General features: G+C 53.8%; 19 protein-coding genes and 2 pseudogenes. 14 read left to right on the forward strand and 7 right to left on the reverse strand.

Features of this window, described 5'->3' with window-relative positions:
* Window positions 1-185: 185 nt before the first annotated feature.
* Window positions 186-1,238, forward strand: coding sequence for a WD40/YVTN/BNR-like repeat-containing protein (locus tag KRAC_RS45665; RefSeq protein WP_052569346.1), 1,053 nt, complete (start codon window positions 186-188; stop codon window positions 1,236-1,238).
* A gap of 84 nt (window positions 1,239-1,322) precedes the next feature.
* Here the strand turns inward: KRAC_RS45665 and KRAC_RS45670 are convergent, their stop codons facing one another.
* Window positions 1,323-2,837, reverse strand: coding sequence for an APC family permease (locus KRAC_RS45670; RefSeq protein ID WP_007919019.1), 1,515 nt, complete (start codon window positions 2,835-2,837; stop codon window positions 1,323-1,325).
* A 546-nt stretch (window positions 2,838-3,383) separates the two neighbouring features.
* On the opposite strand from KRAC_RS45670, the gene KRAC_RS45675 reads away from it, so the two are divergent.
* Window positions 3,384-6,503 carry a transglycosylase domain-containing protein gene (locus KRAC_RS45675; protein WP_007919021.1) on the forward strand — a complete coding sequence of 1,040 codons (3,120 nt, stop codon included), beginning with the start codon at window positions 3,384-3,386 and terminating at the stop codon, window positions 6,501-6,503.
* 91 nt (window positions 6,504-6,594) lie between these two features.
* Here the strand turns inward: KRAC_RS45675 and KRAC_RS45680 are convergent, their stop codons facing one another.
* Window positions 6,595-7,962: a glutamine synthetase family protein gene (locus KRAC_RS45680; protein ID WP_007919023.1), complete on the reverse strand. Its 1,368-nt coding sequence runs from the start codon at window positions 7,960-7,962 to the stop codon at window positions 6,595-6,597.
* 71 nt (window positions 7,963-8,033) lie between these two features.
* Window positions 8,034-9,416 (reverse strand): cytochrome P450, encoded by a 1,383-nt coding sequence (locus KRAC_RS45685; RefSeq protein ID WP_007919025.1) that lies wholly within the window; start codon window positions 9,414-9,416, stop codon window positions 8,034-8,036.
* 294 nt (window positions 9,417-9,710) lie between these two features.
* Between KRAC_RS45685 and KRAC_RS45690 the strand changes: the two genes are divergently transcribed.
* From KRAC_RS45690 to KRAC_RS45720, 7 genes and pseudogenes are all read left to right on the forward strand, one after another.
* A complete protein-coding gene (locus KRAC_RS45690; RefSeq protein ID WP_007919027.1) occupies window positions 9,711-10,088 on the forward strand; it encodes a winged helix-turn-helix transcriptional regulator in 378 nt (125 codons plus the stop codon).
* A 403-nt stretch (window positions 10,089-10,491) separates the two neighbouring features.
* Complete coding sequence (locus tag KRAC_RS45695; RefSeq protein ID WP_007919031.1) at window positions 10,492-11,370, forward strand: haloalkane dehalogenase; 879 nt, start codon at window positions 10,492-10,494, stop codon at window positions 11,368-11,370.
* Window positions 11,371-11,446: 76 nt separating this feature from the next.
* Window positions 11,447-11,902, forward strand: coding sequence for a PPOX class F420-dependent oxidoreductase (locus KRAC_RS63875; protein ID WP_007919032.1), 456 nt, complete (start codon window positions 11,447-11,449; stop codon window positions 11,900-11,902).
* Between the two features lie 183 nt (window positions 11,903-12,085).
* Window positions 12,086-13,250 (forward strand): annotated as a pseudogene (locus tag KRAC_RS45705) (RNA-guided endonuclease InsQ/TnpB family protein).
* A 117-nt stretch (window positions 13,251-13,367) separates the two neighbouring features.
* Window positions 13,368-13,979 (forward strand): hypothetical protein, encoded by a 612-nt coding sequence (locus KRAC_RS45710; protein WP_007919033.1) that lies wholly within the window; start codon window positions 13,368-13,370, stop codon window positions 13,977-13,979.
* Window positions 13,980-14,409: 430 nt separating this feature from the next.
* A complete protein-coding gene (locus KRAC_RS63885; protein ID WP_007919034.1) occupies window positions 14,410-15,972 on the forward strand; it encodes a PAS domain S-box protein in 1,563 nt (520 codons plus the stop codon).
* Window positions 15,959-16,333: a response regulator gene (locus KRAC_RS45720; protein WP_007919035.1), complete on the forward strand. Its 375-nt coding sequence runs from the start codon at window positions 15,959-15,961 to the stop codon at window positions 16,331-16,333. The genes KRAC_RS63885 and KRAC_RS45720 overlap by 14 nt, the downstream gene beginning before the upstream one ends.
* Before the next feature lie 146 nt (window positions 16,334-16,479).
* On the opposite strand, the gene KRAC_RS45725 is transcribed toward KRAC_RS45720, so the two are convergent.
* Window positions 16,480-17,340, reverse strand: a complete 861-nt coding sequence (locus KRAC_RS45725; RefSeq protein WP_244422523.1) for an RNA polymerase sigma-70 factor — start codon at window positions 17,338-17,340, stop codon at window positions 16,480-16,482.
* Between the two features lie 407 nt (window positions 17,341-17,747).
* Here KRAC_RS45725 and KRAC_RS45730 point away from each other — a divergent pair, with 407 nt between their 5' ends.
* From KRAC_RS45730 to KRAC_RS45740, 3 genes are all read left to right on the forward strand, one after another.
* On the forward strand, window positions 17,748-18,389 hold the full coding sequence (locus KRAC_RS45730; RefSeq protein ID WP_007919037.1) for a TetR/AcrR family transcriptional regulator: 642 nt from the start codon (window positions 17,748-17,750) through the stop codon (window positions 18,387-18,389).
* Between the two features lie 119 nt (window positions 18,390-18,508).
* Window positions 18,509-19,045, forward strand: a complete 537-nt coding sequence (locus KRAC_RS45735) for a DUF2269 family protein (protein ID WP_007919038.1) — start codon at window positions 18,509-18,511, stop codon at window positions 19,043-19,045.
* Window positions 19,046-19,126: 81 nt separating this feature from the next.
* On the forward strand, window positions 19,127-19,531 hold the full coding sequence (locus KRAC_RS45740) for a PPOX class F420-dependent oxidoreductase (RefSeq protein ID WP_007919040.1): 405 nt from the start codon (window positions 19,127-19,129) through the stop codon (window positions 19,529-19,531).
* 75 nt (window positions 19,532-19,606) lie between these two features.
* Here the strand turns inward: KRAC_RS45740 and KRAC_RS45745 are convergent.
* From KRAC_RS45745 to KRAC_RS45755, 3 genes and pseudogenes are all read right to left on the reverse strand, one after another.
* A pseudogene (locus KRAC_RS45745) lies at window positions 19,607-20,775 on the reverse strand (zinc-dependent alcohol dehydrogenase).
* Window positions 20,772-21,581, reverse strand: a complete 810-nt coding sequence (locus KRAC_RS45750; RefSeq protein WP_007919046.1) for an SRPBCC family protein — start codon at window positions 21,579-21,581, stop codon at window positions 20,772-20,774. Before KRAC_RS45750 ends, KRAC_RS45745 begins: the two are co-directional and overlap by 4 nt.
* 428 nt (window positions 21,582-22,009) lie before the next feature.
* Window positions 22,010-22,174: a hypothetical protein gene (locus KRAC_RS45755; protein ID WP_007919047.1), complete on the reverse strand. Its 165-nt coding sequence runs from the start codon at window positions 22,172-22,174 to the stop codon at window positions 22,010-22,012.
* A gap of 495 nt (window positions 22,175-22,669) precedes the next feature.
* On the opposite strand from KRAC_RS45755, the gene KRAC_RS45760 reads away from it, so the two are divergent.
* Window positions 22,670-24,067, forward strand: a complete 1,398-nt coding sequence (locus KRAC_RS45760) for a cytochrome ubiquinol oxidase subunit I (protein WP_007919049.1) — start codon at window positions 22,670-22,672, stop codon at window positions 24,065-24,067.
* A gap of 11 nt (window positions 24,068-24,078) precedes the next feature.
* Window positions 24,079-25,095, forward strand: a complete 1,017-nt coding sequence (gene cydB / locus KRAC_RS45765; RefSeq protein ID WP_007919050.1) for a cytochrome d ubiquinol oxidase subunit II — start codon at window positions 24,079-24,081, stop codon at window positions 25,093-25,095.
* The last annotated feature ends 3 nt before the right edge of the window (window positions 25,096-25,098 follow it).

The raw sequence follows: 25,098 nt of genomic DNA on the forward strand, positions 1-25,098 counted from the left end.
GAACACAATGACCATTTCCCTAGCGAGAGAGCAACCGGCAAAATAAAATTCTTAATATGAAACTAGAAAATCGGCTTTCTCCGTAACGGTACCAGGTCTGTATGCGTAGAATATTTTTAGAGAGTCTGAGAGCTGTGCAAGATCTTTTCACAGGAAAGGGACGCGCAATGAAGATGTATCTCGCTATGCAGAGAGAACTGGTCGTCGTTGAGCAGGCGGGCGAAGGCTGGCAGGCCCATACGTTTCTGGAGGGCTTGCAACCGACCTGCCTGGCAGTCGATCCTTTTAGGTCTGAGATTGTATATTGTGGCACCTTTGGGCGAGGACTCTGGCGAAGTGAAGACGCGGGGCGCTCCTGGCAACCTGTTGGCGATGCCGGAGCTGCGATGGAGCCTTACGAGAATAATGGCATCACTCAACCACATATCACCTCGCTCGCGATCAGCTTGACCGAGCAGAACCAAGGCTATGGAGTGGTGTATGCTGGCTCTGAGCCAAGCACTATCTATCGCTCAGAGGATGGTGGGCAGAACTGGCGCGAGCTGAAGGCCTTGCGCGAGTTGCCTTCCGCGCCCTCCTGGCGCTTTCCACCTCGCCCCTACACCAGCCATGTGCGCTGGATTACACCGGATCCCAGGGTGCCGGGGCGCCTCTTCGCGGCCATCGAAGCCGGCGCACTTGTGCGCAGCCTGGACGGTGGCGAGACCTGGGAGGATCGCGTCCCCGATGCGCCCATTGATACCCATACCTTGGTGATGCATCCTCAGGCACCCGACTGTCTGTACTCGGCTGCGGGCGATGGCTTCTCCTCGCCGGGGCGAGGCTATAATGAGAGTTATGATGGCGGGCAAAGCTGGCAGCGACCCGACGAGGGCCTGGAGCAGCACTATCTCTGGGGCTTGGCCGTTGATCCCGGCAATCCAGATACCATTGTGGTCTCCGCCTCTCCGGGACCCTATGCCGCCCATCACCAGCGCGAAGAGGCCCAGTCCGCCATCTACCTGAAGCAAGCAAGCCAGCCCTGGAGACGCATCTCGGATGGACTCCCCGATATAGAAGGAACGGTCGTGCCCGTCCTGGCAAGTCACGAGGCCGAACCCGGCGTCTTCTATGCGCTCTGCAACCGTGGCCTCTACCGCTCAGCCGACGCGGGCCAGCACTGGAAGGTGCTTCCCATTCCCTGGAAAGAGGAGTACCTCACCCAGCACCACCAGGCCCTCGCCCTCAGCACAACCTAAACAACACCCCAAGTAGCCGCGTACGCCAGTAGCGGGCGCTGTGTACGGGCGCCCGCTACTGGCGTACGCGGCTACTTGATGCAGCTACTCTGCTGAGCCGGTGACTTCGGCGATAATTTCCTGGTCGTCGGCCTGCTGGCGACCAACGGTGAACTGACCTACGAAGTAGAGCAATACACCTACGATCAGGGAGAGCAAGCCAATGCCTCCAATCCAGAGCAACCACTGAGTGCTGGTAACAAGCGATGTCCAGGGGCCTGTGAATGTGACATACACGCCTACGGCACTGGCGATCAGGCCAAAGACGGCGCACAGGTAGAAAACCCAGGTGGGGGCCAGTTTTACCCGTGTGAAGGCATCCTGGTATTTGTGGCGAATCACAATCACATCCACAAATAGAATGACCATCGAGACACACCAGATAACGGTTACCGCCGCTTGCAGAATGTCATAGATGATGGTTGAAAGGTCGGCGGGCTTGAGGCCAGCATTTAAGGCATACGGAACCAGAATAAAGGCGATGACCGTAAAGGCGGCGGCGATAATGGTCTGCACCAGCACAGCCACCCAGGGCACCTTGTTGGCATTCACCTTGCTGATGATAGCCGGCATGCGACGATCCAGGCCCGAGACGAAGAGCAGACGCCCGAATGAGTAGTTATACACCGTTGTGTTGAAAAGGAAGAAGCCGATAAAGATGATGTTGACCAGCAAACCTAGCACGCTACCCGCGCCACCAAAGCCAGAGGTCACGGCCTGGGCAATCGCTGAAGGGCTCCCCTGGGCGCTTACCGGGGTCACCGCCTGCATCACACCAAAGGTTGTAAGTAGGTAGCCAGCTATGACGACGGCTGAACCCCAGAGGAGATACCGGGTAATCGAGCGCGTATTGGTGATCTCGACTCCCATATTGAGTGGGACCTCGATACCTAGCAGGGCCAGGATAACGGTGCCATAGAAGGTATAGGTCGCGGGAACAGGCAACCAGTTATGCGCTGCATAGTCAACATGGGCGGAATGGCCACCAAAGAGGGCCAGCAAGCCAGCCAGGCCCACAAGCAGGATCGCGCCACCATAGGCCACAAAGATCACGTTGACCAGATTCTGCGTCACCCGGAAGCGCAGAACAGAGAGCACAAGCGAAAAGGCGAGCACAGCCAGGATGACGACGCCTTGCTGCCATGGCTCAGTCAGCCAGGAGGCGTTGATCTGCTGCAAGAGCGAGACCACGGTATCACTGGTGGCGATCATTACCAGAATACCCGGCCACCAGGCACAAAAGCCCGCGAAGAAACCCATAAAAGAGCCAAACGCCTTGTGCGTCCAGACATAGATTGAGCCTTCGCCCGGAAACATCAGACCTAACTGACCCGTGACAATCGCTCCCGGAATAAGAAAGGTTATAAAGCCCAGAATCCAGTACACATACGCGGAGGGTCCCGCCCCACCCGCGACAACCGCGCCGTTGCTGGCAAAAAGCACAATCGCTACAAAAATTGCCACCATATCAAATGAATTGAGCACACGCGGTAAAATTCCCCCGGCAATACGCTCCGAGCGGAGCTGATTGCCTTCATTTCCCATTGCAGATGTCGCCATAGCAAGTTTCCCTACCTTTCGCGAAATAATGATACGCGGCTCATCCTTAAAGCCATCATTTACAGCAAGCTCGTTGGGAATCGAAGTGCGCGAAGAGGATCCTTTTTTAATTGAAGTACATCTATTTTGATGCTCTAATTATAGCATAGAGGCCGCTTTAATTAGGTAAAATAGTCCCGAGATCTTTGCACATTTTCACTTTCATTTGCCGCACATCACCCGCATAGACTAAACCATTAGCCTGGTCTCCCTAGCCCATTTATGCAAGCAATTAGCAGATAGATTAGTGTGTATGTTAACCTATACAGGATGTATAGCAAGTGCAAACAGAGAACGTGAATTTTCCGGCAATCTTATCGTTGCCGATGTTTTTTGCATAGAGGAGCCAAAAAAACAGAGAGGTCAGTCGCAACATACGCTTGTGAAGAGGAAAAAGTGACTCTTGTCACTGAGTGCCCATTTCCTAACCCGGAATCAGCCAGGCTCTCTCATATGCGTAATAAAGGAGCAACCTGCTGCTGACCATGAAAACGTATAAGGAGGCATATGAGTAATAACTGGAATCAGCCAGGCGCGCCAGCGAACACGGCGCAGAACGGCAAACCGGCAAAAAAAACGGGAGGATTACTCAGCAACTATCAGCAAAAAAATGTCGAGCAGCAACCACCTACTTTTCCTGCTGGCACACCTGCTTCACGCCCATTTTCACAACGGCCTGCCGGCCCTGGTCAACCTCCACAGTTTCCGCCTTCCCAACCCCAACAGTTCCAGCCACAGATCCCACAACAACCACAGAGGCCCCAGCAGTTCTCTCCACAATCTGCACGGCCTCCTATGAGGCCTTTACCCCCTCAACAACAGGGCTGGATGCCGAATGCGATGCAAGTTATGCGCCAGGTTTCTGGGAAGATGGCCGCTTTGGGGCGCAATAATTACAATAATTATACGCAGACTGCGCCGCCACCTATGGGAAACTATCAGGGGCCATATCCTTACGGCGACAACCCCATCGCTCAGCAACCGACCCTGGAGCAGGCTACTCCCTGGAAGCGCGCTTTGAACTCACCCCTTATCTCACCTTTGATCACTAACCGGCGCCGTGGGCGTGGGCGTCCCCAATCTCGCTTCCGCAGGATCTTCAATCGTGTAGCTCTGGCAGTATTAGTGGTGGGTGTTGTGGCCTCATCTATCACTGGCTTCTTTGCTGTGAGCTATTATCAACAACAAGCAGGCAAGGTCGCCAGCATTGCGAATAAGACGAGCGCGCAAACAACGCGCATCTACGACCGCAACTTGGCATTGATTGCTGAGAGCTACAATCAGGATGCGGGAAGTTCTGGCCGCTCGACTCCCGTCTCTTATAAAGATATTCCCCAGGTATTACAGGACGCCCAGGTTTCTGCCGAGGATCGTACCTTCTGGAGTAACGCTGGTATCGATCCACAAGGCATTCTGCGTGCCGCCACTTCTGGTAATGGCGGTGGTAGTACCATTACGCAGCAGGTCATTAAAAACCTGTCGCAGCAGAATCAGAGTACCTATACGCGCAAACTCGTCGAGGCTACCCTGGCCCTGGGCATGACACAACAGTACCCCAAGTGGAAGATTCTGGAGATCTATTTTAATAGTGTCCCCTATGGGATTCAGGATCTCGGCGTTGAGGCCGCGGTTCGCGATTTATTTGGCTTGCAGCCCGATTGTGATAAGAACTTTAACTGTAAGCCCGCGATTGCTAAGCTCGATCTTGATCCCAAAACTGGCAAGCCCAATCCGCTTGTAGGTCTGGCTCGCGCCTCGCTGTTGGCTGGAATTCCTAATAATCCAACCATTTTTGACCCATCAATCAGCGATACCACGCGCCAGAACGCGCTCAGCCGCCAGGATTATGTGCTCCAAAAGATGAAGGCGGATGGCAAGCGTGTCGATGGCAAACCCATCGACGACGATATGATCCAGCAAGCCGAGAAATTGACGGCTACCTGGAAATTTACGCCATATAGCGTGATCAAAAAGGCTCCCCACTTCACCGATTGGGTCACGATTCAGATGGAACATATGCTTGGCAATGGTGACGATCAAATGGGAGTCCGGGCCTTCCTCTCGGGCGGCTTTAATATTCGCACCACCCTGGATATGAACATTCAGCAGTACATTCAGGATGCCTCGAAATACTTTATTACGCAGCCAACCTATCAGAAGTTCGGTAGCTACGCTGGAACAACGGCTGTGCTAAACCGCGATCTGAGAGTGAATGATGCCGCGGTCGTAGTCCTGAACTCAAAGACAGGCGAAGTACTGGGAATGAGTGGTAGCGTTGACTATTACAAGGACCCAAAGAACAAGCGTGTGGCTGGTAGCGTCAATGTTGCCACGCGTGGTCGTGGTCCTGGCTCAACCTTTAAACCAATCGTCTATGCCACGGCCTTCCAGATGGGGTGGAATCCGGGCATCGTCCTGCCTGATATCCGCACCTATTTCCCCAATGGAGGATCTGCTGGAGCCCTGGATGGAGAAGGTGACAAAGCCCAAACCTATACACCTAATGACTACGGTGGGAAACCCAATGGCGTCTCCGGGCCGCGCTCGACTATTCGGGCAGCGCTGGCGAACTCATACAACATTCCCGCGGTGAAGGCAATGACCTTTGCTGGCACCGACAATGTCTTTAACAACGCGCGCCTGATGGGCATTACCAGCCTTAATCAAGCTATGCAGAAGAAGGGCTGCACGGATGCCATGAATTGTTTTCACCTGACGCCAGTACTGGGTACAGTGGATGTCCCGCCCCTGGAAATGACCAGCGCCTACCAGACCTTCGCCAACGATGGAGTGCATGTGCCTTACCAGAATATTCTCGATGTCTGGGATAACTATGGCAATCATCTCTTCCATTATGATCCATCTAAGGCCAAAGGCACACGTGTCTTTTCCAGTCAGGTCAACTACCTCCTCACGTCGGTCCTGAGTGATGAACCATCACGCCAGCCTGAGTTCCCTGGCGACCATGATCTCTCGTTCTATGACTGGGATCCAAGCTGCCAGGCATCTCTCAAGACATACATTAGCTGTGATACCTACCAGGTAGGCGCGAAAACTGGTACCACTGATTCCTTCCAGGATAACTGGACGATTGGCTATACCCCCAGAGCCACGGTTGGAGTCTGGGCGGGGAATGCCAATGGTGACGTCATGGCGGATGGAGTGGTTGGTATTACCGGAGCTGCTCCCATCTGGCATGCTGTGATGGAGTTTGTCTCTGGGCGTCCCTGCGCCGACATTAACGACGCGATGAATGTCCACATTGCCTGCCACACCTCTCGCCTCGACCCGGCGACGGATGGCATGAACGGGCCGACCACATTCTCCAAGCCAGGTGGCGTGACCTATACCTGCAACCTTTCGGCGCAGGATGGCCTGGCGGGGGCGGGTATCTGCGACTGGGTTATCAATGGCCAGGCCCCGACCCTGCGCGGGAGAGATATCGCCCCAACCGCGCCCACCAACACTAATGGCAATGGTGGAAACAAACCGGGTGGCGGTAATAACACCCCGACCCCAACACCAACACCGACATTAACACCGACGCCAATATCAACACCAAAACCCCAGAAGACACCTTCGCCTTTCCCGACTTTGGTGCCTCCGTTCCCCACTCCAACTCCGTAGTTTTCTGGCCCGTCTTTGCGACTGTAAAACAATGGTGTGTGACAGATACCGGGCTGCTTGTGGGCAGCCCGGTATCTGTCACACACCATGTTTAATATTTGTAGAAGTGTTGCGCGGTCTCTTCTTCGGGAGTCTTCTCTTTAAAGAATTCGATTTCGTTGCGCTTGACGGCGATGTAGGAGGTTGCCAGCAGGGGCCCCAGGGCTTCGGTGAGAACGGTATCGCGCTCCAATTCGTCCAGAGCCTCGCTGAGGGTGGTTGGCAGGCGCTGGATGCCCAGGCGGGCGCGCTCTTCGTCGCTATAATTGCCAGGATCAATCTCTTGTGGCTCCCCTGGCTCGATACGCTTCTCGATACCGTCGAGGCCTGCTGCTAGCAGCGCGCCCAATGCCAGGTAGGGGTTACCGCTATGATCGGCACATTTCAGCTCGATATTGGCGGAACTGGCTTCGCGTCCGCTGAAGAGCGAGGGGATGCGGATCGCGCCTTCGCGATTATCATAGCCATAGACACTATAGGCCGAACTCCAGTAATGCGGCAATAGGCGCCTGTAGGAGTTGGGGCTACCACAGGTGAGCGCGACCAGTCCGCGAATATGCTTTAAGACGCCACCCACAAAATATCTGCCAAGCTGGCTAAAGCCGCCGCGCTGGCCCTCTTCAAAGAAGAGGTTTTTCCCGGCCTGCTCGCCACGCTCGGTCCCCCAGAGGCTCATGTGGATATGCGCGCCGCTGCCCGCTTGATCGAGAAATGGCTTGGGGGCAAAGGTCGCGTACAGACCATAGTCGCGCGCCACGCTCCTGACCGTCTCGCGAACCAGGCAGACGTTGTCCGCAGCTCTGAGCACATTGGCGTGCTGGATTGAGAGCTCTTGTTGCGCGGGTCCAAGTTCCGTGTGAAATAGCTCGATGGAGATTCCCTGCGCCTCCAAGGCGGCGAGAATGGCATCGATCACATGTGCCTGTTCATCGAGGCCGATGCTGCTATAACAGAGGCTGCTGTCGGCGGGAAGAAACTGCCCCGTCTGCTCATCTTTGCGCGCCAGGTAAAATTCGTGCTCAATAGCGGCCTCGGCACGCATGCCATGCGCGGCCAGGCGAGCACTTATGCGATTCAAGAAGGTACGTGGGCAGGCTTCCCAGGGAACGCCATCTGTGCGGATCATATCGCACATCATGGAGGCTGTGTGTGGAGCGTAGGGAAGCGTGACAAAGGTCTCCAGATCTGGCACCAGGCGGAACTCCCCAACCGGCCCCATACCCTCGACGGGGGCCAGTTGCTCTACTCCCGTAAAGGCCTGCATAGCCAGCGTCTGCCCAATACCCTCACGCATACGGCTCTCCAGCTTATCCACATGTGTGGCCTTGCCACGAATAATTCCCCCATTATCGCAATACAGGAAACGTACCAGGCGAATTTTATCATTCTTCGCCTTGCGAACAATCTGATGCTTATCCATAGGCTTCTCCCCAAATTTTGGTTTATTCTACTATAACATATACTCAAGCAATCATTTTCGCCTCATTTTTGCTAAGCCAGCTCTTCATGCCAATGGGCCGTCATCAACAGCTTGCCCCGTGGTCGCAGGGTGATCAGCGGCTCTGGGATCACATTGGTCTCGGGCAGGAGGCGCAACTGATACCGGGACAGGATCGTCGCCAGGATGAGCAGTGCTTCGGTGAGGGCAAACTGGTTGCCGATACACACGCGCGGCCCTCCCCCAAAGGGGAAGTAGGCAAAGCGATGACGCCCGGCTGAACACTCGGGGGAGAAGCGCTCGGGGTCGAAGACATCAGGTCGCTCCCAGAAGTCAGGATGCCGGTGAGTCGTCGCGGGAAACATCAGGACATACGCCCCTTTGGCAATGCGATAGCCATCAATTTCATCCTCGGCGATGGCCTGGCGGGCAAAGGCCCATGCCGGTGGATAGAGGCGCATGGACTCCTCAAGCACCATGCGCGTCAGTGGAAGCTGGGGCAGATCCCCCATCTGCGGAGCGCGCCCATTCAGGACGCGGGTGTACTCCTCTCTGAGCCTACTTTCGATGTCTGGGTATTGCGCCACAAGCAGAAGTGCCCAACAGAGCGCGTTGGACGTGGTCTCATGACCAGCCACCATGAGTGTCAGGACCTCATCCCGCACCTGCTGATCCGTCATGCTCTCGCCTGTCTCTTCATCCCGCGCGTCCAGGAGCAGGGTCAGCAGATCGCTCTCCGTCGATGCTTGATGACGTTTGGAGATCAGAGCGTCAACGACGGTGTAGAGGGTGTTGCGGGCCTCATACAGGCGACGGCGCTGAGGCGTCGGTAGCGATAAAAGCCCCGGCACATAAAAGGCTTGTGCTTCCAAATGATTGATCGTGGTAGACGCCTGCAACACGCGCTCCTTGTGCGCGAGCATATCTGCGCCAAAGAGCGCTTTGCACGCAATGTTCAAGGTCAGGCTACTCATCTCCTGGAACAGATCGAGGGGCTGTCCCGCGTTGATGCTGGCTTCCTCAGTCCAGGCCAGGGCGCTCTCGGCCATCAGCTGGCCTATGGCGACGATCTGCTTTCGATGAAAGACCGGCTGGATCAGGCGACGCTGGTGCAGCCAGGAGTCTCCATTGTTGGTGAGCAGACCATTGCCCAGAGTCAGGCGAAGCGCTTGATTGGAAATCCCCCCTTTGCGATAGTTGAAGTGATTCTCCTGAACGACATGGCGCACGCCATCAGGATGAAAGACCAGCGTCCAGGGACCCAGGACCGTTGGCAGCGTCACGAGATCGCCGTAGCGCTCGTGCAGTTCCTGTAAGAAGCTTAGGGTCTGGCGCGCAAATCTGACGGTATTCCAGGCCGCCGTAGGCCATGGCGGTCCAGGGGGCAAGCGTCTGCGCGGCGTTGCCGGGAGCGACGCAAGTGTAGTATGAGACATCTGTTTTTCTCCTCAAAGACAAAGTTCGAAAAAGCGCAGGGAGGATACTGACTCCCGCTAACAGACGCGTCATGCGAGTGAAGCTCGCTGGGTAGGTATTGTACATACTACCAGTCCTTTCTATGCTTGTTCTTCTTGAGAGAAGGTGATCTTCTTGCTCCAGCCCAAGCTGGCTTCGCTTGTTATGCTCCCCACGTCCTGCTACAATCAAAATACAGGATAACAGTGAAAGAAACAAGTACGCAAAATAATTTGAGGTAGTCTAGAAAATCATACTATGGAAAGGTGCATATCATGAAACAGCAGCAAAAAGCGGCAGGGTGTCCAGTCGAAGTGACGCTTTCGATCGTTGGAGGAAAATGGAAATTGCAGATTGTCTATTGTTTGCTCAACGGAACCAAACGCTTCGGAGAGTTACGCAGGCTCATTCCTGCAGCGACCCAACAAATGCTCACCCTCCAATTGCGTGAGTTAGAGCAGGCAGGAATCATTCACCGGCAGATCTATGCTCAGGTCCCCCCAAAGGTGGAATACTCACTCACCGAGTCGGGGCGAAGCCTGGAACCTATTGTCTACCAGATTCACGCCTGGGGAGAGTGGTACTGCGAGCAAAACAACATCGAGTATTGGCAGTTGAGTGACAACATGGAAGATCATGGTATCCGTGCGTGAGATTGGATGCACTGCCTCCCTTGACAAGCTCTCCATCTCTGGCTATAGTATGTTAGTGAGCATTCACACACATATGGAGAAGGAGTCTATGGGAGCACACAAGAGAGAACCTTATCGCGCTCGCCCTTCCTGAGAAGGGAACGAAAAGAGGTTCTCTCTGTGAGAGCAATGAATGTTTCAACTGGTCAACAGGACGAATGCACGATAAGTATACCTGACGAGAAGTTTTCTCACTCTCGAACAACATCTGGAAACAAGGAGATACATTGATGACGACCTTCGCAGAAACTTGTTCGCGCAAGGGGCAAATAGTGAAAACCATAGCGGCTTACGCGGTGATGATTGAGTTATCTCTCCTCCCTGGTTTGCAGGCTGCATCTACTGAAAAGAAGGAGAATCAGGCATGATTAGTGCTGCCTTTCCGTATGAGAAACGCTCTCAAACAGTGCTGGGATACCAGATGGCCTATATCGAAGATGGTGAGGGTGATCCGATTGTCTTCCTGCATGGCAATCCCGCCTCCTCCTATGTCTGGCGCAATATTATTCCCTACCTGCAAGGGCTGGGACGCTGCCTTGCTCCGGACCTGATTGGCATGGGCGATTCCGACAAGCTGCACAACAGTGGCCCTGGCTCCTATGGGTTCTTTGAGCACCGCAGCTACCTGGATCAGTTGCTTGAGACGCTTGAGGTGCGCGAGAACATCACATTTGTTCTCCATGATTGGGGATCGGCCCTCGGCTTTGACTGGGCAAATCGTCATTGTCAGGCGGTCAAGGGCCTGGTGTATATGGAACTGATCGCCAGACCGTACAGTTGGGCAACCTGGCCGGAGTTCACTCGTGACATCTGGAAAGCCTTGCGTTCCAACGCGGGCGAGCGCATGGTACTCGAAGACAATGTGTTCATCGAACACCTGCTGCCGCACGTCGTGTTACGCGAACTGAGTGAGGAAGAACTGGCGGAATATCGCCGCCCTTTTATTGAAGCAGGTGAGGGGCGTCGTTCCATGCTGAGCTGGCCCCGTCAGGCACCCATTGATGATGAGCGTGCAGACATGATTGAACTGGTCACGGCGTATGGGGAGTGGCTGGCCCAAAGCGATGTCCCGAAGTTATACATCAACAATAATCCGGGAACGGCTACGCGGGCAGCGCGGGAGTTCTGTCGCACATGGCGGGCGCAGGCAGAAGTGACCGTCAAAGGCAGCCATTACTTGCAAGAAGATTCGCCTGGTGAAATCGGCGCAGCCATTGCGACCTGGCTGCAATCCCTGGCATAGAGACATGTTTGCTCGGAGTTTCCTGGAAACGAGCAGAAAACTCCGAGCAGACGATCACAAGAAAGAGAGATAGATCATGAGCGAAAAAACGACTCATACCACGCGAGAGTACCTGACTGCCCCTGGAAAAGGTCATATGACCCTGCTGACCAGCTTCCGCCGCAACGGCGCAGGCGTCGGCACCCCGGTAGGCACGGTCGCATCGAATAGCAAACTCTACTTTATGACGGCAGCGGATACCTGGAAGGTCAAGCGCCTCGCCCATAATCCACATGTCACCCTCGCGCCTGGCAACCGCAAAGGGGACGCGCTTGGTCCGGCGATTGAAGGCACCGTGCGCCGCCTGTATGCCGAGGAGGCCAGGCGCGCGCGAGGCGTGTTGCGTATCGGCATCGTGGGTCGTTTCTTCGGGATCGTCTTCGACCGCAAATATCCTGGCGAGAAAACGGCGGTGTATGAAATTGTGCTGGATGAGAGAGACGCCAACATGGGAAATGGAGGCTTTGAGAAGACGCAGGCTGCGTGTTCCTAAGCTAGATCAACGCAGAATGTGGACAAAGAGCTGAAAAGAGAATGCGACAGTTTTCAAGAAGAGAGGAGAACACCATCAAATGGTGGCAAAAGACATACATTTCTCTTCCCTTGACACTGGAGAAGTAATGTTCTAATATAGACATGCATCATGCGCTTTGATCTATTGTAAGGGAAACTGTCGATGATTCGTGCGCACAAGATTCGGCTGAATCCTACACCTGAGCAAGCTAATTACTTCGCGAAGGCAGCGGGAACCAGCCGGTTCGTCTGGAACTGGGCATTGGCTGAATGGAATCGGCAATATGCAGCCGGAGAGAAACCGACCGCTTTGAAGCTCAAGAAGCAATTCAACGAGATCAGGCGGGAGCAATTCCCCTGGACGTGGGAAGTCACGAAGAATGCTTCGGATCAGCCTATTCTGGACCTGGGCAAAGCCTTTACGGCGTTCTTCGAGGGCAAGGCTCGCCGTCCCAAATTCAAGAGCAAAAAGCGGAGTAAACCGAGCTTTTATCTCGCGAATGATCAGATGGAACGAGGGGACCACCGAGTGTGGATCCCCAAACTCGGATGGGTGAATATGGCGGAGAATCTGAGATTCCAGGGGAAAATCACCGGGGCACGGGTGACGCGCACAGCGGATTGGTGGTTCATCGCGATCACCGTAGAAGTTCCAGAGAAGCAATCAACAAAGCGACCTGCAGCCATTGGCATCGATGTGGGCTTGAACCGATTGGTCACCTTGAGCACCGGAGAGGAATACGAAAACCAAGCATTTCTCAAAACGGCACTGGGGAAGCTCCGTCAAGCGAATAAGCGGCTGCATCGCAGGAAACAGGGATCCCGCGAATCGGGAGAAAGCCCGTCGGCAGGTCGCACGCTTGCACTACCGTATCACTTGCATGCGAGAGGATGTGCTCCACAAGCTGACCACCAGGCTCGCTGACTGTTATGGGATCATTGGGATTGAAGACCTCAATCTCAAGGGATTGCTCAAAAATCGCAAGCTCGCTCGCTCGTTCTCTGATGCCTCGCTCGGCAAGCTCTTGAACCTGCTCACCAGCAAAGTTGAGCAGCGCGGGGGACAGGTCATGAAGGTGGGGCGCTTCTTTCCCTCCAGTAAGACCTGCCATTGTTGCCGTTGGAAGTGGGAAGACATGGCGTTGTCTGACCGCGTTTTTCTCTGCCAAAACCAGAAATGCGCCTATTACCAATTCAATCAGGATAGAGATTATAACGCATCTCTGAACATTCTGCGCGAAGCCCTTCACTTGATCGGGTTGGTTGATCAAGTCGTCAGCGGTACTGGCTCGGACGCGGACGTTAACTTGGTTATGGACGCGGGGTAAGACCAAAAATGCCCAGGCATTGAGGCACCTACGGATGAAGTAACAACAACGAACGATGCAGTAAGGCTGTGCTTGCATACGTTTTACTACATTTATCGGAGCAGAAAGGATTATTCCATGTCTGTTTTACCGCGTTTTCGTCTGATCGGGTTGCTCTGCCTGATCGGCGGAATCCTTCAATTAGCAGATACGCCACTTGACCTGTGGTGGTCGGATCCCACGAGCCCGGTCCACGCTGTCGCCCGCTTGATCTGGGCTATCGCTAATCTGGCGCTCATTGGCGGACCCATAGGAATCATCGCCCGTCGGTTTGTTTTTCCTGGATGGCTGGCAATTGCTGGAGCTGGCGTTACCATCCTTGGCGCTCTCAGTCAGGCGAGCGGGATGATCTGCTACCTGTTTCTCCCCAACTCTGGGGCAGGGCAGGTGTTGACGCCACCTGGTGGCATCCTGATCGCGCTCGGCATGGTCGTCCTGGGAATAGCGGCATTGTTGAGAAAGAAGTTGCCTGGCTGGCAAGCATGGGTCCCTCTCCTCGTTGGTCTGTACTTCATCGCCCAACTGGTCCTTATCCAGGTTCCTTTCTTCCTGAGAAAAAGGCATCTGATTTTCGCTCCACTCGTCGATCTCTGGGGCTTTTTCTGGGTCCTTCTGGGGGTGGTGATTGTCTGGTCAGAAACTGTGCCAGCACATGCTCCTCTTACGGTTGTGTTGCAGAAAAAAAGCTGATCTGCTGGAGTTGAGAGAAAAGAGCAGAAAAGGTTAATGCATCCAAACCTCTCTCTTCCCTTGTTGAGGTTTGGATGCATTAACCTTTTCTGCTCCCTCACAATTTTGTCTTAATTATGGGATCCATTATAGCCACCCTGCTGCCATCACAGCACCCAACAGTAGCAAGGTGTCTCTTTTTATCTTTGTAAACCGTATTATGGGTACCAGGGATTTTCTGTTTACTTCTTCTCCGAAAACCCTGAGCGCGCTTGCCGTGCCACCTTTAGGTGGTCCCCGCGTGTCCCCGAATGGGGGAAGCGCTAGTCACGCAAGTGACGCTTGCCCCTCCGAATGGGGGGTTGGGTTTCGGAATAAGATCTTAAAGGCCAGGATGGTGCGAAGTGACCACTTTCCGCTGTCTCTTTGCTTTATTTATACAAAGGTATCTATGATGTCAATACAAGATAAGCCTCAAGACTCTTCCCCCGAACGCAATTCCTCCCCTACCCAACGGGAGGCACGTTTGCGTGCGCTTATCGAGCATAGTCATGAGGTTTCGCTTCTACTTGATGATCAAGGTACTATTCTGTATGCCAGCCCCGCACTGACACATGTGCTAGGCTACCTGCCTGAAGAGATATCTGGACAAGCCATGCTCTCATGGGTTCACCCCCTCGATCAATCCGAGGCCTCTGAGAACATAGCAAGCTTACAGGCTCACACCAGGCAAAAACTCTTTACGACACAAAGGTATCGTCACAAAGATGGCTCCTGGCGCTGGCTCGAACTACGTGCCGTCAATAAACTGGCTGATCCCCAGGTAGCCGCGCTTATTTGTAGCCTGCGTGATATTACGACGCTCAAAGATGCAGAAATCGAGCAGCAACGTCTCGTTGAGGAGTCAGACCTGGCGCATACACACCTGCTTACAGTCCTTCAACAAATGCCCGCGGGTGTTATGATCGCCGAGGCTCCCTCAGGCAAGCTCTTGCTTAGTAACGACCAGGTAAGGCAGATCTGGCATCACTCTTTTCCTGAAGCCAACGAGGTTGACAAATACGACCGCTATAAAGGCTTTCATTCTGATGGCACACCTTATGCCGGGTATGAATGGCCGCTTGCACGCTCAATCCGCCAGGGCGAGTCTGTACGGGAGGAAGAGATCACTTTTCTACGCGGCGATGGCACGCGTGGTATCATGAGTGTAAGTTCTGCGCCCATCTTGAATACACAGAACGAGATTATCGCAGGCGTCGTTGTCTTCATCGATATTAGTGAAAGGAAGCGCCTGGAGCAACTCAAAGACAACTTTATCAGTATGGTCAGCCATGAGTTGAAAACACCGGTTACCAGCATCAAAGGCTATACCCAGTTGCTGCAAAAACACTTTCAGCGCTCTGATGAGAAACAATCACTCTATTTTCTCGCCAAGATGAACTATCAGCTTGATAAACTGACAGACCTCATCAATGAGATACTGAGTATCTCTCAACTGGATCTGGGTATGCTCAACCTGCGTCCAAAGGTGTTTGATCTTGTTGAGGTTGTAAGGGAGGAGTTGGAGAGCCAGCAGGCCACCACTGCGACGCATAAGCTTCAGCTCAAAGGCGTCGAAAAACTCACCATTACAGGTGACTGTGAGCGCATTGGACAGGTAATCCATCACCTGGTAAGCAACGCTATCAAGTACTCTCCAGGCAGAAAACAGGTATGTATTGAGATCTGTCATAGCGATCAAGCAGCCTTAATTCATATTCAGGATTATGGCATCGGCATCGACTCAGAGCACTTTTCCCGGCTCTTCGAGCGTTTTTATCGCGTGGATGAGCCACTCGAACAAACATTTCCTGGCCTGGGCATAGGACTCTACCTCGCACACGAGATCATCCAGCGCCACCAGGGCCATATCTGGGTGGAGAGTCAAAAGGGACAGGGCTCTACGTTTAGTTTCTCACTCCCACTTCAGCCCCATACAGCCATTGCCAAGGAGACCAGTCATGACAACCACTAAATCCAGGGTGCTCGTAATCGATGACGACCCGGATATTGTTGAGGTGATCCAGCTACTACTAGAAGATGCTGGATATCTCGTCTCGAACATCAATCAGCTTCCAGAAAACGCGAACTTAGCTCAAATCTGCCTTCAGGCGCAACCAGACTTCATCATTCTCGACATGCTGCTCTCAGGACAGGATGGTCGCCATCTCGCGCGCCATCTCAAAGAGAACCAGTCCACCAATCATATCCCTTTGATGATGATCTCGGCCCATCCCCAGGCCCGTTCCCAGGCGCTGGCCGCCGGCGCCGATGATTTCCTGGCCAAGCCCTTTGATATGGACGAAATGCTCGCCAAAGTCAAGCGTTATTGTTAAGCTTATCTTACCAATACATCATGATATATCTGAAGTAATAATACTCCATCTACTATTTTGACTTACGATTACGTATACGTAATGAATAAGGAAGTAGGGTAAGGCTGGTGGCGCACGCCACCAGCCTTACCCTACTTCCTTATTCATTACACCCGGGCGAGTTTTTCCGGGTTGGCAATAATGCGAATCGCCTGAATACGCCCTTGCTCCACTTCAATAGTCATAACGGAGAAGGCTTTTTCGCCTACGCGGACAATCAAGGCTACCTGACCATTGACCTCTTCTACTCCAGGACTATAGCCCTCGGGCCAGAAACGCCTTGTCCCCAGCAAGAAACGAGCTACCGCGACACGTCCAACAAGCTCGTGAGTCGCTGCACCCTTGACCTTGCCGCCGCCATCTGCCCAGAAGGTGACATCTTCAGCCAACATATTCATGAGTGGGGTCATCTCCCCTGCACTTATTGCTCGCTGAAAACCGTTGAGTAGCTGCTGGTGGAGCCGAGGAGAGGCCGGGAAGCGCGGCCGATGCGTACGTAGATGGAGCCTGGCTCGACTGAAGGAGCGGCGACAGGCCGCCTCGCTCTTGTCAAGCATCGTGGCGATCTCGGGAAATTCATAGCCAAAGATTTCGCGTAGCAGGAAGACCGCGCGCTCGAATGGTTGAAGTTGCTCCAGCAAGACCAGGAACGCCAGCGAGATCGACTCCTGCATATCGACGCGCTTCTCCGGGTCGTCCGTTTCATCCATCTCGGTTGTCAGGATTGGCTCCGGTAACCAGGGGCCTACATATAGTTCTCGCTTCCTGCGCGCTAGCTGAAGTTGATCCATACATAAGCGCGTGAGGATCGTGGTGAGATACGCTTTAAGCGAGTGAATAGTTTCTGGAGGTGTAGACTGATAGCGCAGGTACGTTTCCTGCACCATATCCTCAGCATCCATCGCACTACCAAGCATGCGGTAGGCGATAGAAAAGAGGTGTGTCCGGTAAGTTTCAAAGGACTCCACGATGTTTTCTGCCTTTCGTCGACTCATGAGAGCAAGTGTTGCCATAAATAAAGAGGGTTGAACCATCTCATTTGGGACAACTTCTCACTCCAATTTTGCCCACATCAGACATATGCTGTAAAGAGAGTCACCCGCAGATTGCAGAGCTTTCCAGTTCTTGCCTCGACTCGCTACGCTCACCTCGGGGTAAGGGGGTGTGGGTGGAAAACGGCTTTGCCGTTTTCCACCCACACCCCCTTACCCCGAGCGCCGCTGGTGCGAAGGTGCTCGTGAAAACGTGCATCCTTTCCAATTCTCACGAGAATTGGAAAGTCCTGATTTTGGGGTAAAAATGGCTTGACATAGCATTTGATTGCTGGTATATTTATGATTACCAAAGGTAAAAAAATTAACTAGGGTAAGAGCATATGGGAAGGAAAGAAAGACGGGCGAAAGAGCAACAGGATCTCAAGCAAAGCATTCTAGATGCGGCGCGCGAAATCGCTCTCGCGGAGGGGTGGCGCAATGTGACGATGCGTAAGATCTCGAATCGCATTGAGTATAGCCATCCTGCCATTTATGCCCATTTTGCAAACAAAGATGTGCTCTTATTAGAGCTTGTGCATGAGGGCTTCCGCCTGTTGGAGGCCGACTTAAAGCTGGCCCGAGCACAAGGCCACGATCCAGTGGAGGCGATGCGGCTCGTCGCTCGCGGCTACCTGGGATTCGCCTGGCGCTATCCTGAGTTGTATCGCCTGATGTATGGGCTGGACGGTGTCACCTTCAGCATCTCAGAGCCCGAGAAGGAAGGGCTACAGATAGAAGATGTGGTGGCACAAACGGTCAAAGACGTGCTTGAGTCTCGTCACTTGTCAACCGAGCACCTGGCAGATCAGGTGAATATCATGTGGGGGACCGCTCACGGGCTGGTAACTCTCACGATGGCAGACCGCATTAGCGGCGGGCAAGCGCAGGCGACGCGGTTATTCGAACGAGCATTCCAGGATATGCTGCTAGCCTGGGAACATGAGGTAAACACCGCTGGTTCAGCGCCCCTTCCGGGCATATAGCTTCTCTGTAGGTCCGCTGCGAAGGTGCTAGGCCTGAACAAAGTATCGCTTTATATTACCAAAGGTAAATAAAAAAACAAAGGTAATAGAATACCACTCAGTGAGGGGGAATATACATCATGACACTCTATCCTTATACGCTTTTACTACACATTGTAGGTGTGATTGGCCTCTTTATCGCTATCAGCCTGGAGTTAATCATCACATCTCGCCTACAGGCCGCCAAGGTGACCACCCAGGTCCATGAATGGCTCACGCTCGGTCGCGTGATTGACCTGATTTTACCAGTCTCCGCTGTGCTCATTCTGGTCAGCGGCCTCGTGTTGACGTTTTCGGTATGGGGATTGAACCATGCCTGGATAGACCTTTCGCTGGGCTTGCTCATTCTCCTGGGTATCCTGAGTCCTGTGATTAACGGCCCTCGTATGAAGGCGATCCATGTGGCAGCGAAAGCCGCACCTGAGGGCGAGATCTCAGCCTCTCTGAGAAAAGTTATCGCTGACCCCGTGCTGCGGGCTTATGTGCCCGTTCCAGGCCTGGTTGCATTGGGCGCGATAGTCTTGATGGTTCTGAAGCTGGATTGGCTTGGCTCGGGAATTGTGATGGCTCTAGTCCTCATTGCAAGCCTCATCTTCGCCTTCTCGCTTAAAAGATAAAAATTCCTTCTGTGGTCGATTGTTAAAAAACCGTGCTGAAGAAAGATTCGTATTAGAAACATTCAGAGAAAGAGGAAAGAAATGTTTTCAGAACAAGAGCTCGCGTTTTTGCGCACACAACCCCTGGCCAGACTGGCAACGGTGGCCGTCAATGGTCAGCCCGATGCGGATGCGGTCGGCTTCGCCTTTGAGAACGGGCGCTTCTACATTGGCGGTTATTTCCTGGAACGTACACGCAAATATAAAAATATCGCCGCCGGGCATAGCAAGGTGTCGCTGCTTATTGATGAACTGCACTCACTCGAACCCCTTGAGCCACGCTCAATCAAGCTTCATGGTGAGGCTGAGATTCTGCAACTTGAGGAGGGTTTTCGGGGACCCGGCACATACATTGTGATTACGCCAAAGGTCTCCTGGAGTATCGGTATTGAAGGACCAGCCTTTCAAGACGGGAAGTCAGTCATCAAGAAAATTACCTGGGAATAAAGACCATTTTCGCACGCTTCATACAAATCGGGCCGACGCGTACTTTCACAGCGTCGGCCTGCATAATGTAAGTGATTACGCCTCCCAGGGTTTGATCACCACCTTGATACAGGAGTCCTGCTTGTGCTTGAACACGTCATAGGCGTGAGGTACCTCGTCGAGGGAGACTTTATGCGTGATGACAAAACTGGGGTCGATCTCGCCTCCTGGATACGCTTCAGCAGCGGGCGCAGACAGCGATGCACATGAGTTTGACCCATCTTAAAGGTCAGGGCCTTGGCGAAGGCGGCGCCCATGGACATCTTATCCACAAAGCCGCCATAGACGCCCGGTAGCGAGACAGTGCCTCCTTTACGGCAGGCCTGAATCGCCTGGCGCAGGACATGGGGGCGATCCGTGCTCAGGCGCGTCTTTTGCTTGATGGTATCGGTGATAGCACCAACACTAGTTCCATGCGCCTCCAGGCCCACAGCGTCGATGCAGGCATCGGGTCCTACGCCGCCCGTCATCTGCTTGAGCATCTCCACCACGTCGCCCTCTTTCTCGTAGTTGATGATCTCGGCACGCCCATGCTCCTGGGCCATGCGCAAACGCTCGGGAATGCGGTCAATGGCGATGACGCCCTCCGCACCCAGCATATAGGCGCTCTTGATGGCGAACTGACCCACCGGACCACAACCCCAGACCGCGACCGTGTCTCCACGCTGGATGCCACAGTTCTCGGCCGCCATATAGCCCGTGGGGAAGATGTCCGAGAGGAAGAGCACCTGTTCATCGCTCATGCCTTCGGGAACCTTGATGGGGCCAATATCGGCGTAGGGAACACGCACATACTGAGCCTGGCCTCCGGCATACCCACCATAAAGATGCGAGTAGCCATAGAGGCCCGAGCCAGAGTAGCCATAGAGGCTCTCAGCCAGCCAGGCATTGGGATTGGAGTTGTCGCAGAGCGACCACATGTCGCGCTTGCAGAACATGCAGTTGCCACAGGCAATAGTAAAGGGAACGACGACACGGTCGCCCTTTTTGAGGTTGCTCACCTCTTCGACCTCGCCCATGAACTCATGCCCCAGAATATCCCCCTTCTTCATGGTCGGAATATACCCATCATAGAGGTGCAGGTCTGAACCACAAATGGCCGAGGTCGTAACCTTGACAATGGCATCACGCGGGTTAAGAATTTCGGGATCGGGTACATTCTCTACCCGCACATCATGTGCTCCAAACCAGCATAGCGCCTTCATACCCGTACTCCTTCCTCTGCCTGCTTCCCTGTTGGCTGCCCCTTTATAGTAGGGACCTCTCCAGCCTCCACCAGAGATTTAAAGCGGTGCAGGATCTCGGCTGCCTGCGTCTCAAGCATGATATCAGTGGCCCGACCCAGCAACGGCATCTCAAGGGCAGTTTGGAGCTTGCGATGGTGCGCGAAATCCATCTCCAAGATCGCAATGGTGCCGCGCCCTCCAGGGGCAGCGATGAAGCGCACACGCCCACTATCCTCGAGCATGGGATTATTGAGTACCCGCCACTCGATCAGCCTTCCTGGCTCCTCCCTGACAATCTCAATGTCCCACTCCAGGCGCTGCCCCTGCGGTCTCTTGGCCAGCCAGTGCGAACTCTTCTCGCCAGTTTTACGTACTTCCTGCACCATAGGCATATAGGCAGGCGCACGCTCCACATCGCGCCAGGTATCGTATAGTTGCTCGGGGCTGGCTTGAATGGTCATGGCTCTATGCACACGAAAACCTGCTCTACCTGGCAGCTTACTGACATTACTTGAGGGGAAGGGATGCTCCGCCCGATTGACGTGTAGCCTGTCATAAAGCACGCTATGGCCTGTTGCTCCTCGATAGAGCAGAGCTCCCCCCAGCAAGAGGCTGGCAAGGCTACCCTTCGTCAGGCCAAAGAGGGTCAGCAGACCTCCACCCACCAGGGACCCGAGGCGCTCCCCCTGAGATATATTCGTGGGCTTACCCGTAACTCTTTGTAACGTCTCGCGTATATCGCGTATATTGACTATGGCCCGATTGCTCGACTGCTCTGAAGACATAAGCCGTTTCCTCAACGACAAGCATGATTTAGCACATTCCTGTCACGAATGCCCCCGGTTGTTTGTTCCATCTCTTAATCCACAGTTTACATTTTCATCACAGTTTTCTGAAACTTCTATCATAGTCTCTTCACAAAGGGGCGGTATAGTATTTATTATCCAGGAGCAAGGACATTTCGGCGAGAATGTTTATCCAGCCCTAGCCACTCGCCTTGATATATACAATCCAATCCACCGGCAAAGGAGGATACGGCAATGTAGCAAAAGAAACTGCTCCGCAGCATCGATGAGCGAAGAGGCTCCAGTCCCTTCTTTCATCCATACTGCGGAGCAGTTAATTTATAGAGAGAGATTATAGCGAGTAAGCAAATGAGCCAGATTTTGGCGCGGTACCGCGCCAAAATCTGGCTCATTTGCTTACTCTATGGTTATTTTTGCTTCTCTTCGTGACGTTTGAGCATGGTTTGGAGCATTTTTACGGCTCCTTCGATAGTGAGTTCGAGGTGGCTCTGCGTTTCGGTATTGTAGATCTCAACTATGCCGCGTTCGGGGTGAAACTGGATCTCAAATTCTTCGGTGCTACTGCTATACATCGTCTTGCTTGATCCTCTCTGTGTCTGGTTTGCCTCCATCTACTACTCGTAATCCGCCAGCACTCTGCTTTACTGAAGGCTAGCAGGACCTTCTTCTTGTCCCTGGAGAGAGGCCCCATAAGCTCCTCTGGACTCCGGTACTCCCTACCTGTCCTTCTTTATCCCAGGGTCGATATGAGTAAGTGTATGCATTACACCTTAGGGTGTTTCGGCCATGAATCTGATGTCGGGGTAACGTGTATAGCCAGAGTTCCAGTATATTCAAGCTTACTTAAACGTGGTTGTGTAGGATTCCACCCTACCTCCTGCTCCTTTTGCGGTTTTCACTGAGGTTACACCTGATCCAGACAGGAGAAAGAACCTGGTCTATCAGGGAAAAACTGGATACAGAAATACGGTATTTGAAGCGGCTAATATCCTGCGTTCACATGAGGTTCTTCCCCTGCACCAATGCTATTCTTTAATTGCGATAAAGTGTAAGGAGCAAAAAAAATAATGGATGCGCTACTTCTAGCAAGGCTACAATTTGCTAGTACAATCATTTACCACTTCCTCTTCGTCCCACTGACGCTGGGGCTCTCGATTCTACTCGTGATCATGGAAACCCTCTATGTCCATACGGGCAAAGAGGTCTACCGGAACATGACTAAGTTCTGGGGTAAGATGTTCCTGATCAACTTCGCTATGGGCGTTGTGACTGGCCTGGTGCAGGAGTTCCAGTTTGGTATGAACTGGTCTGAATACTCACGCTTCGTAGGTGACGTCTTTGGCGCGCCCCTGGCGGTTGAGGCCCTGCTGGCCTTCTTTATGGAGTCAACCTTCCTGGGCATCTGGGTCTTTGGCTGGGATCGCCTGCCGAAGAAGATACACCTGGCCGCCATCTACCTGGTCGCCCTGGCATCTCACCTCTCGGCCTTCTGGATTCTCTCGGCGAATGCCTTTATGCAGCAGCCTACCGGTTTCGTCATTCGTAATGGCCGGGCTGAGATGACGAACTTCTTCGCGCTGATCACCAATGGCCGCCTCTGGGTACAGTTCCCACACGTGGTCGCGGGTGGCCTAGTCACTGGCGCCTTCTTCGTCGCTGGTATCAGTGCCTACCGTTTGCTGAAGAAGCGTGATGAGCACAACACCGAGTTCTTTACCCGTTCAGCGCGTATCGGCCTGACGATGGCCTTGATCGGTGGTATCGCGGTCTCCCTCTTTGGTCACATCCAGGGTCAATACAGCACGGTACATAGTCCTATGAAAATGGCCGCCGCTGAGGCCCTGTGGAATACCGAAGATCCCGCTCCCCTCTCGCTCTTTAAAGTGGCGAATACGCAGGAGCACAAGGATCTCTTCTCGATTGATATCCCTGCCGGACTCAGCTTCATGAGCTACAACTCATTTGATGGCAAGGTCCAAGGCCTCAACCAGCTTCAGGCCGAATACGTGAAGCAGTATGGTCCCGGCAACTATATCCCGCCTGTCTTCATCACCTACTGGAGCTTCCGCGTGATGGTTGGTGCTGGTATGGCCATGGTCGCAATCGCGGGCCTGGGCCTGTTCCTGCTGAACAAGCGGCGCTTCACTCAGTATCCCAAGCTGATGATGCTAATGGTCGCCTCAATTGCTATCCCTTTTGTCGCGAATACGATGGGCTGGATTCTGACAGAGATGGGTCGTCAACCCTGGCTGGTCTTCGGCGTCCTCAAGACAGATGCGGGCGTCTCGCCTAATGTGAGCGCCGGGATGATCCTCTTCTCGCTAAGCGCGTTTATCGCGGTCTACGCGGCCCTGGCCGTGGTCGATGGCTGGCTGCTCGTACGTACAGCGAAGCAGGATGTGCCTACGCTTGAGGCAGAGAAGGCGGCATCCGAAGAAGAGAACGTGCTCCAGGGCGCGTACTAAGGGGAACTGTTATGAGCTTACAAATTACCTGGTTTGTGCTGATTATGGTGCTCTTCGCGGGATTCTTCCTGCTTGAGGGCTTTGACTTCGGTGTCGGCATGCTCCTGCCCTTCCTGGGCAGGAACAATGTCGAGCGGAGCACGATTCTTAGTTCGGTTGGCCCCTTCTGGGACGCGAATGAGGTCTGGCTGATTACCGCGGGTGGCGCGATGCTGGCGGCCTTCCCCAACTGGTATGCGACGCTCTTCAGCGGCTTCTACCTGGTCTTTATCCTGCTTCTGCTGTCCCTGATCGTACGTGGTGCGGCCTTCGAATTCCGAGGCAAGCACAACTCGCCACGCTGGCGGCGGACCTGGGACTGGCTGGCCTTCGTGGGCAGCACGCTTCCCGGCTTCCTGTGGGGCATCGTGGTCGCCAACATGCTGCTGGGTGTGCCTATCGACGCGCATATGCACTATGTGGGTACGCCATGGCAGCTCTTCAATCCCAAAGCCATCATCGCGGGCCTGGCCTTTACACTCATGTTCGCCCTGCATGGGGCGGTCTTCCTGAGCTTGAAGACTGAACATAAGCTGATGGAGCGCTCCTTCAAGGCGGCTCTCCTGCTCTGGCTCCCCACGGTGATCCTGGCCGCGATCTTTATTGGTGGCCTGTACATGGCCTCGCCTATAGTTCATAACTTCGGTAGCGATCTACGTGTGCTCACGCCTATCGTAGGTGGCCTGGCGCTCTTGCTGATCCCAGTCATGGTCCTGCTGCGCCGTAGTGGAATGGCCTTTATCCTGACCTCAGTCACGGTCCTGCTGACCACGCTGACAGTCGCGATGGCCATCTTCCCGAACGTACTGATCTCCAGCCTGAACCCGGCCTGGAACCTGAACATCATCAATGCGTCGTCGAGTCCCTATACACTCACGGTGATGAGCTGGATCGCGCTTACCTGTGTGCCTTTTGTTCTGGCCTACCAGGCCTGGAACTACTGGGTCTTCCGCAAACGCGTCAGCGTTCACACCCTGAGCCATCACTAATCA

This window comes from Ktedonobacter racemifer DSM 44963 (assembly GCF_000178855.1).
Lineage (GTDB): Bacteria > Chloroflexota > Ktedonobacteria > Ktedonobacterales > Ktedonobacteraceae > Ktedonobacter > Ktedonobacter racemifer.

Bases quoted from the DNA above. Each gene is read 5' to 3' on its own strand.
- KRAC_RS45665 (WP_052569346.1), top strand. From the start codon at position 186: ATGCAGAGAGAACTGGTCGTCGTTGAGCAGGCGGGCGAAGGCTGGCAG.
- KRAC_RS45670 (WP_007919019.1), bottom strand. From the start codon at position 2,837: ATGGCGACATCTGCAATGGGAAATGAAGGCAATCAGCTCCGCTCGGAG.
- KRAC_RS45675 (WP_007919021.1), top strand. From the start codon at position 3,384: ATGAGTAATAACTGGAATCAGCCAGGCGCGCCAGCGAACACGGCGCAG.
- KRAC_RS45680 (WP_007919023.1), bottom strand. From the start codon at position 7,962: ATGGATAAGCATCAGATTGTTCGCAAGGCGAAGAATGATAAAATTCGC.
- KRAC_RS45685 (WP_007919025.1), bottom strand. From the start codon at position 9,416: ATGTCTCATACTACACTTGCGTCGCTCCCGGCAACGCCGCGCAGACGC.
- KRAC_RS45690 (WP_007919027.1), top strand. From the start codon at position 9,711: ATGAAACAGCAGCAAAAAGCGGCAGGGTGTCCAGTCGAAGTGACGCTT.
- KRAC_RS45695 (WP_007919031.1), top strand. From the start codon at position 10,492: ATGATTAGTGCTGCCTTTCCGTATGAGAAACGCTCTCAAACAGTGCTG.
- KRAC_RS63875 (WP_007919032.1), top strand. From the start codon at position 11,447: ATGAGCGAAAAAACGACTCATACCACGCGAGAGTACCTGACTGCCCCT.
- KRAC_RS45710 (WP_007919033.1), top strand. From the start codon at position 13,368: ATGTCTGTTTTACCGCGTTTTCGTCTGATCGGGTTGCTCTGCCTGATC.
- KRAC_RS63885 (WP_007919034.1), top strand. From the start codon at position 14,410: ATGATGTCAATACAAGATAAGCCTCAAGACTCTTCCCCCGAACGCAAT.
- KRAC_RS45720 (WP_007919035.1), top strand. From the start codon at position 15,959: ATGACAACCACTAAATCCAGGGTGCTCGTAATCGATGACGACCCGGAT.
- KRAC_RS45730 (WP_007919037.1), top strand. From the start codon at position 17,748: ATGGGAAGGAAAGAAAGACGGGCGAAAGAGCAACAGGATCTCAAGCAA.
- KRAC_RS45735 (WP_007919038.1), top strand. From the start codon at position 18,509: ATGACACTCTATCCTTATACGCTTTTACTACACATTGTAGGTGTGATT.
- KRAC_RS45740 (WP_007919040.1), top strand. From the start codon at position 19,127: ATGTTTTCAGAACAAGAGCTCGCGTTTTTGCGCACACAACCCCTGGCC.
- KRAC_RS45750 (WP_007919046.1), bottom strand. From the start codon at position 21,581: ATGTCTTCAGAGCAGTCGAGCAATCGGGCCATAGTCAATATACGCGAT.
- KRAC_RS45755 (WP_007919047.1), bottom strand. From the start codon at position 22,174: ATGTATAGCAGTAGCACCGAAGAATTTGAGATCCAGTTTCACCCCGAA.
- KRAC_RS45760 (WP_007919049.1), top strand. From the start codon at position 22,670: ATGGATGCGCTACTTCTAGCAAGGCTACAATTTGCTAGTACAATCATT.
- cydB (WP_007919050.1), top strand. From the start codon at position 24,079: ATGAGCTTACAAATTACCTGGTTTGTGCTGATTATGGTGCTCTTCGCG.